The sequence below is a fragment of the Sinomonas sp. G460-2 genome (assembly GCF_047759905.1).
GTDB lineage: Bacteria > Actinomycetota > Actinomycetes > Actinomycetales > Micrococcaceae > Sinomonas.
The window spans coordinates 1-6,508 of record NZ_JBKZWT010000205.1 but is presented as its reverse complement, the minus strand read 5'-3'; the positions used below and the strand labels follow the sequence as shown (position 1 = coordinate 6,508).

General features: G+C 68.6%; 7 protein-coding genes and 1 pseudogene. 4 read left to right on the top strand and 4 right to left on the bottom strand.

Annotation, left to right across the window (positions count from 1 at the left end):
- Together ACLN58_RS15920 and ACLN58_RS15915 are read right to left on the bottom strand one after the other, a co-directional pair.
- Positions 1-446 (bottom strand): annotated as a pseudogene (locus ACLN58_RS15920) (AraC family transcriptional regulator); the annotation flags it as partial.
- Between the two features lie 93 nt (positions 447-539).
- Positions 540-1,145, bottom strand: coding sequence for a VOC family protein (locus ACLN58_RS15915; protein WP_415856232.1), 606 nt, complete (start codon positions 1,143-1,145; stop codon positions 540-542).
- Positions 1,146-1,379: 234 nt separating this feature from the next.
- Between ACLN58_RS15915 and ACLN58_RS15910 the strand changes: the two genes are divergently transcribed.
- The 4 genes from ACLN58_RS15910 to ACLN58_RS15895 all read left to right on the top strand — a co-directional run bounded on the left by ACLN58_RS15910 (position 1,380) and on the right by ACLN58_RS15895 (position 5,541).
- The gene (locus ACLN58_RS15910; RefSeq protein WP_415856231.1) at positions 1,380-2,057 is read left to right on the top strand and encodes a GntR family transcriptional regulator; all 678 of its coding nucleotides are present in this window, start codon (positions 1,380-1,382) and stop codon (positions 2,055-2,057) included.
- 180 nt (positions 2,058-2,237) lie between these two features.
- A complete protein-coding gene (locus tag ACLN58_RS15905) occupies positions 2,238-4,028 on the top strand; it encodes an FAD-dependent monooxygenase (protein ID WP_415856230.1) in 1,791 nt (596 codons plus the stop codon).
- Positions 4,029-4,104: 76 nt separating this feature from the next.
- Entirely contained in the window at positions 4,105-5,004 is a 900-nt protein-coding gene (locus ACLN58_RS15900; RefSeq protein WP_415856229.1) for a fumarylacetoacetate hydrolase family protein, read from the top strand.
- 60 nt (positions 5,005-5,064) lie between these two features.
- On the top strand, positions 5,065-5,541 hold the full coding sequence (locus tag ACLN58_RS15895) for a nuclear transport factor 2 family protein (protein ID WP_415856228.1): 477 nt from the start codon (positions 5,065-5,067) through the stop codon (positions 5,539-5,541).
- Positions 5,542-5,603: 62 nt separating this feature from the next.
- Here ACLN58_RS15895 and ACLN58_RS15890 read toward each other — a convergent pair whose 3' ends face one another.
- Both ACLN58_RS15890 and ACLN58_RS15885 read right to left on the bottom strand, forming a co-directional pair.
- Complete coding sequence (locus ACLN58_RS15890) at positions 5,604-5,771, bottom strand: hypothetical protein (protein WP_415856227.1); 168 nt, start codon at positions 5,769-5,771, stop codon at positions 5,604-5,606.
- Between the two features lie 217 nt (positions 5,772-5,988).
- A partial coding sequence (locus ACLN58_RS15885) for a molybdopterin cofactor-binding domain-containing protein (RefSeq protein WP_415856226.1) occupies positions 5,989-6,508 on the bottom strand: 520 nt, incomplete at its 5' end.

Below are 6,508 nucleotides of genomic sequence, written 5' to 3'. Positions count from 1 at the left end.
CCCAGGAGGCGGACGACGGCGGCCCGCGGCACCTTGAGCGCGAGCTCCGTGAGGCCGTCGGCGAAGCCTCGCTCGAAGGGCTGGTCCGCGTCTATGACGATCCCCTGGCCCGGAGCGATCGTCTCGCAGCCGTAGCGGTGGTAGAAGGACCCCGCCCCGTCGAGCGCGAAGTAGGCCACGATTCCCCTCGCCGGGTTCGCGGCGATCTGCGCCTCGTCGCGCTCGACCCGATGCGCCGTCCCGGTAACGCGCGCGAGCTGGAGCTGGGGGAGGGCGAGGTTGAGCTCCGCGGCGCGCAGCGGCGCCCCGCCGTTGGTCGTCGCGGTCAGTCCGACGAGGGCGCGGGCGTTGTGCTCCTCCCATTGGGGAATGCGCCGCCCGTCCGGCAGTCCGTCCGTTGAGAAGCGCGTGAAGCCCGCCGGCAGGATGCCGCGGAAGTCTGGCATCGTCCTAGTCTCGACCCATCCCGCTCTGTTCGGCAATGAGGCGGTCCCCCACCGGGAAGGGCTGCAGCTGCGCGGCCTGCGGTCGGTCCGAGCTCACCAGAACTCGGGGAGGTAGACCTCGGGGATCACCTCGGGCTTGTACTCGCCCTCGCGGCAGCGGCGGTGGATCTCCTCGAAGGAGAGGCCCCGCTCACGCGCCTCGGCGATCTTGTCGGGATCGAAGTGCGCGCCGATCGGGTCCTTGGCGAACTCGGCCGAGTACCACATCCACTCCTTGGACGCGTGCCAATTGCCGAACGTGTCGACCTGGATCTCGACGCCGTTGCCCTCGGGGTCCTGGTAGTACATCGACATCGTCATGCCGTGGTCCAGGTTGAGGAACGGGACGATGCCGTCCGCCTTGAGGCGCAGGTAGTTGTCGATCCACTGGTCGAAGCTCTCGTACTCGAAGGCCGTGTGGTGAAGGCCCGCGGTGTGCCCCTTGTCCTGAGGGAGCTTCAGGCCCGGGAGGGCGAGAAGGGCGATGCGGTGATTGGCGTCGTCGTTGGTGAGCCACGCCGCCTCGTCGCCGTAGTGAACTGGTTCGAGTCCCGCGACCTTCTCGTAGAACTCGACCATCTCGTGCAACTTCGTCGTCGCAAAGGTTGTGTGGTGGAACTTTGGGCGGTTGATCGGGCGACGCTTGCGGTTGTCGGCCATGACAGCTCCTTGTGGATGGAAACACGGTGGGGAGAGGGAGCGGGCGCGTCCGCCGGGGTCAGTCACGGCGAATGTGGCGCATGCCATACACCGTAGGGCCCGTTCTTTCGCCTGTCCAGAGTTTTTTCGAAAATTCGTCATCGGAGCTCTCCGAGGGGACCCATCCAAGGCGCTTCACGCCCCTCTGCGCAGCAAAGGCGGGGGAAACCCGAGAATCTTCGATAACATCGGTTCATGACGGTCCCCCTGAGAACGCGGCACGAGCAGGCCTACGAGCGTCTCCGCGAGGACATCCTCGGCGGACGCCTCCAACCTGGCCAGAAGCTGCGCTTCGCCGAGCTCGGCGCAACCTATGACGCGAGCGTCGGCAGCTTGCGCGAAGCCCTCTCGCGCCTCGTGGAGCAGGGGCTCGTCCGCTCCGAGCCGAGGAGGGGATTCCGCGTCACCCCCATTACCGAGACCGGCCTCAAGAACCTCACGGCGGCGCGGCGCGAAATCGAGGTCGCCGTCCTGCGGCACGCGATCGAGGAGGGCGATCTCACGTGGGAGAGCGAGCTGCTCGCCGCCCATCACAGGCTCGCTTCAACGCCCATGCTCACGGCGGAAGACCCGCCCGTGATGTCCGACGAGTGGGCCCAGGCTCACGCCGATTTCCACGAAGCGCTCCTGGCGGGATGCGCGAACCCGCTGCTCGTCGGGATCGCCCACGATCTGCGCGCGCCGGCCGAGCTGTACCAGCGACTGTCGGTGCCGCTCGGCCAAGGCCGCGAGCGCAATGTCGGCGCCGAGCACCGCGAGATCATGGCGGCGGCCCTCGCGCGGGACGCAGCGCGCGCGTGCGAACTCCTCGACACGCACATTTCGCGGACGACAGACATCCTCCTGGCCTCCGGCCTCGTCGCAGACGATTGATTTTCGAAAACTATTGCTTTTGTCGAAGATGCGGCTCTACCGTGGTCATAACCTTCCTCGAAACAGCCGGAACTGAGCAACTCGAGGGAGGCAGACTGCGCCAACGGGGCCGCAGAGCCCCAACGCAGCCGCTCAGCTCTCATCCCGATCGGCACGTGCTGCCGGAGGAGTTGTTCGCTCATGACCATCGACACTGACGTCCTCGTCGTCGGCGCCGGCCCCGCCGGCCTCACTCTCTCCGCGCTCCTCGCCTCCTACGGCGTCCGAGCCCTCACCGTGACCCGCTATCCCGGCACCGCGAATTCGCCCCGAGCGCATATCACCAACCAGCGCGCCATGGAGGTGTACCGCGACCTCGGGATCGAGGGCGAGGTGCGCGCCATCGCGACCCCGAACGAGCTCATGTCCAACAACGTGTGGGCCACGAGCTTCGCCGGGACCGAGATCGCGCGGCTCCAGACCTGGGGCACGGGCGTTCGCCGCAAAGCCGACTACGAGGCCGCGAGCCCCACGAGCATGTGCAACGCGCCCCAGCACATCCTGGAGCCGGTCCTCCGCAGCGCAGCCGAATCGCGGGGCGCCGATATCCGCTTCCTGACCGAGCTCGTCTCCGTCGAGCAGGACGCCGACGGCGTCACGGCCGTGGTCCGCCACCGCGAGACCGGGGTGGAAGAGACCATCCGCGCGCTCTATGTCGTCGGCGCGGATGGGGCCCGCAGCACCGTCGCCGAGCAGCTGGGGTTCGCCTTCAAGGGCGAGATGGGCCTCGGCGCCGCGCTCAACATCTGGGTCGAGGCGGACCTCACGAAGTACACCGAGCACCGGCCCGGCGTCCTGTACTGGATGACCCAGCCCGGCAACGACTACTGGGTCGGGTCCGGAACGTGGATCTGCGTGCGTCCCTTTACCGAGTGGGTCAACCTCTCGATGTACGACCCGGCCGACGGCGAACCGGACACAAGCGAAGAGGCCCTCCTCGCGCGGGTGCGCTCGACCATCGGCGACCCCGACATCGACGTGAAGATCAAGGCCGTCTCGAGGTGGCAGATCAATCACATGGTCGCCGAGGAGTACCAGAAGGGCCGGGCCTTCCTCGTCGGGGATGCCGCGCACCGGCACCCGCCGGCCAACGGGCTCGGCTCGAACACGTCGGTACAGGACTCGTTCAACCTCGCGTGGAAGCTCGCGTTCGTGCTCCGGGGCGACGCAAGCCCGGCCCTCCTCGAGAGCTACACCCGGGAGCGCCAGCCGGTCGGTCAGCAGGTCGTGGACCGCGCCATGAAGAGCGTCCAGGACATGGCGCCCGTCGCGAAGGCGCTCGGCTTCCGCCCGGGCCAGTCCCTCGACGACGGCTGGCAAAACGTCGACGAGCTCTTCTCCGCCACCCCCACGGGAGCGCGGCGCCGCGAGGACCTGGCCTCCGCCATCGAGCTGCAGAACTACCAGTTCAACGCCCACGGCGTCGAGCTGGGGCAGCGCTACGAATCCACGGCGGTCCTCGACGACGGCACGCCGTGGCCGGACTCCGAGCGCGACCGGGAGCTCTACTATCAGCCGACGTCGAAGCCCGGCGCCCCCATCCCGCATGCGTGGCTCCAACACGGGACCGACCGCGTCTCGACCATCGACGTTGTGGGCAAGGGCCACTTCACCCTCGTCACCGGGATCGCGGACCCGGCCTGGTCCGAGGCCGCCGCGATCGTCGCCGCCGAGACGGGCGTGCCGATCCGCGTCGCGCAGATCGCCGCCCGCGGCGACTACGACGACGTCCTCGGCGACTGGGCCGCTGTCAGAGGAACGTACGACGACGGGTGCCTCCTCGTGCGCCCGGACCGCGTCATCGCCTGGCGACAGGAAAGTCGGCCCGCCGACCCCGCGTCCGCCCTCCGCGCCGCGCTCGCGACGATCCTCGGCCGACCCGGTGCTCAAGTCGCCGTGCCAGCGGAGCCGTCCGCCGCCGTCGCCGGCTGACTGATTTCCCCAGAACCATCTGCTCCGTGCCCGCCGGAGGACTGCCTCCGGCGGGCCGAGCTCCCTAAGGAGAGACATGCGCATTGCCAACCTCGACGGTCGGACCGTCCTCAGCCTCGGCAACGACCGGTGGTTCGACGTCTACAGCGCGAGCGACGGCGTCTTCGGGCCCGACCCGGCGGACATCCTGAATCGCTGGGAAGAGTTCGTGGAATGGGCCGCCGCCGCCGCGCCCGGGCGGGAGGTACCTATCGACCCCGCGGGACTCGGCGCCCCGTCGCCGGCCCCGAAGCAGATCTTCGCGGTCGGCCTCAACTACCGGGACCACGCCGCCGAATCGGGGTTCGAGGCGCCGGAGTCGCTCCCGCCGGTGTTTCCCAAGTTCCTCTCGAGCCTGACGGGCCCGAACACCACGGTCGTCCTGCCCGAGGGAGGCAAGACGGACTGGGAGGCGGAGCTCGCCGTCGTGATCGGGCGAGAGGCCCACAACGTCGCCGCGGACGAAGCCTGGTCCCATGTGGCCGGCGTCATGATCGCCCAGGACATCTCGGAGCGGGTCCTGCAGCTGTCCGGCCCCGCGCCGCAGTTCGGCCTCGGCAAGTCCTTCCCTGGCTTCACCCCGACGGGTCCGTGGCTCGTGACGCCCGACGAGCTCGCCGACCCCGACAACCTCGGGATCGAATGCTGGCTTGACGGCGAGCAGGTGCAGAACGCCCGGACGAGCCAGCTGATCTTCCCCGTCGCTGGCCTCATCGCGGGACTCAGCCGCATCGTCACCCTCTTCCCGGGAGACATCGTGCTGACCGGAACGCCGGCAGGCGTGGGCCTGGGCCGCGACCCCCAGCGCTGGATCCGGCCGGGCCAGACCCTCGTCACCCGCATCGAAGGCCTCGGCGAGCTCCGCCAGGACTTCACCGACGCCGCGGCCGCTGGGCACACGCTCGGCGCCACCGTCGCCGCGACCTCGCAGAACTGACCCACAGCTTCCGGCTCCCCCAGAAGGGACCGTCAGCACACCCAGATACCGGAGGAAACCATGACCATCTCGACCCAGACCATGACCGATGACCAGCGCAAGGCGCTCATCCTCGAGTACTTCAACACCTTCGACCGCGGAGGCACGCGCGGCAACGGGGAACCGATCCTCAGCCTTTTCGCCGACGACTGCATGGTGTGGTTCCCCAAATGGGGGCTCGCGAAGGGCGTCGAGCAGGTGGGCCAGATGTTCGGAGACCTAGCGAGCACCTTCGAATGGATCGACCACACGACCTCGCACCTGAACTTCGTGTTCTCGGGCGGGACGACGGTCGCCGTCGAGGGGCTCACTCGTGGCAAGCACCGCGACGGCGCGTGGCAAGCCGGGAGCCCGCAATGGGGCGCGGGCCGCTTCTGCAACATCTTCGAGATCTGGGACTTCAAGATCCAACGGCTGCACATCTACCTCGACCCGGACTACGCCGGCCTCGACGTCGAGCGTTACCCGTGGCTTGCGCGCGAGGCTGCCACGATCTGACCATCGCAGCACGCGAAAAGGGGCCTCGACGTTCAGCGTCGAAGCCCCTTTTCGCGTGCGGGTCAGTGTGCGGCGAGCCAGCCGAGCATGCGCGTGAACCAGCCGCGCCGCTCGTGCCGCTCATCGCTCACGGCGAAGTCCGGGTCCGTAGTCCATTCCCGGGGGATGTAGCGCTCGACGGCCGCCGACTCCTGCGCGGGTGCAAGCTGGTTGGTCTCTTTCGTGGGCATCTTCCTCCCCTTTCTGGACTGATTCCGGAGTACAGTTTCGCAATCCGGAAAAGTTTTTTTGATACACGAAATTCTAACGAGCGGTTCGGCACTGGGTCAAGGGTCTACCCGTACTCCTGCCCACTTATCGGGACCCGACACAGTCACAAGCCACGATGCGCCGCGCCCCCGGCCGATTGGGAAACTTCAACCGGACGGGAGCGCGGCGGGGCAGCCATCAACCGATCACGGCGCCGGCTGGCACGCCCGGCTGCAGGGCGGCCCGCTGCACCGGGAGGGCGAGCCCCGCCTCCTTGAGGGCGAGGTAGATCCGGTCCCGCGTGAACGGCGTCTCCGTGAACCGGATCCCCGTGGCGGCCCGGAGCGCGTTCGCGAGCGCGGGAGCCACGGGGTTGAACGGGCTCTCGCTCATGGACTTCGCCCCAAGCGGCCCGAGCAGGTCCGAGGTTTCCGCGAAGTACACCTCGCTCCGCGGGACGTCCGCGAACGTCGGGATGTGGTACTGCCGGAGGATGTCCGTGGTCACGCGCCCGGTCTCGTCGATCCGGACGTTCTCCCACAGTGCCGCGCCGAGCGCCTGCGCGATCCCGCCCTCGACCTGGCCCCGGCACTGCCGCGGATTGACCACGACCCCGGCGTCCGCGGGCTGGACGCTCTGCAGGATCTGCAGTTCGCCCGTTCCGCGGTGCACCCCGACGCGGAAGCCGTGGACGTTGAACGCGACCGAGCGCGGTGTC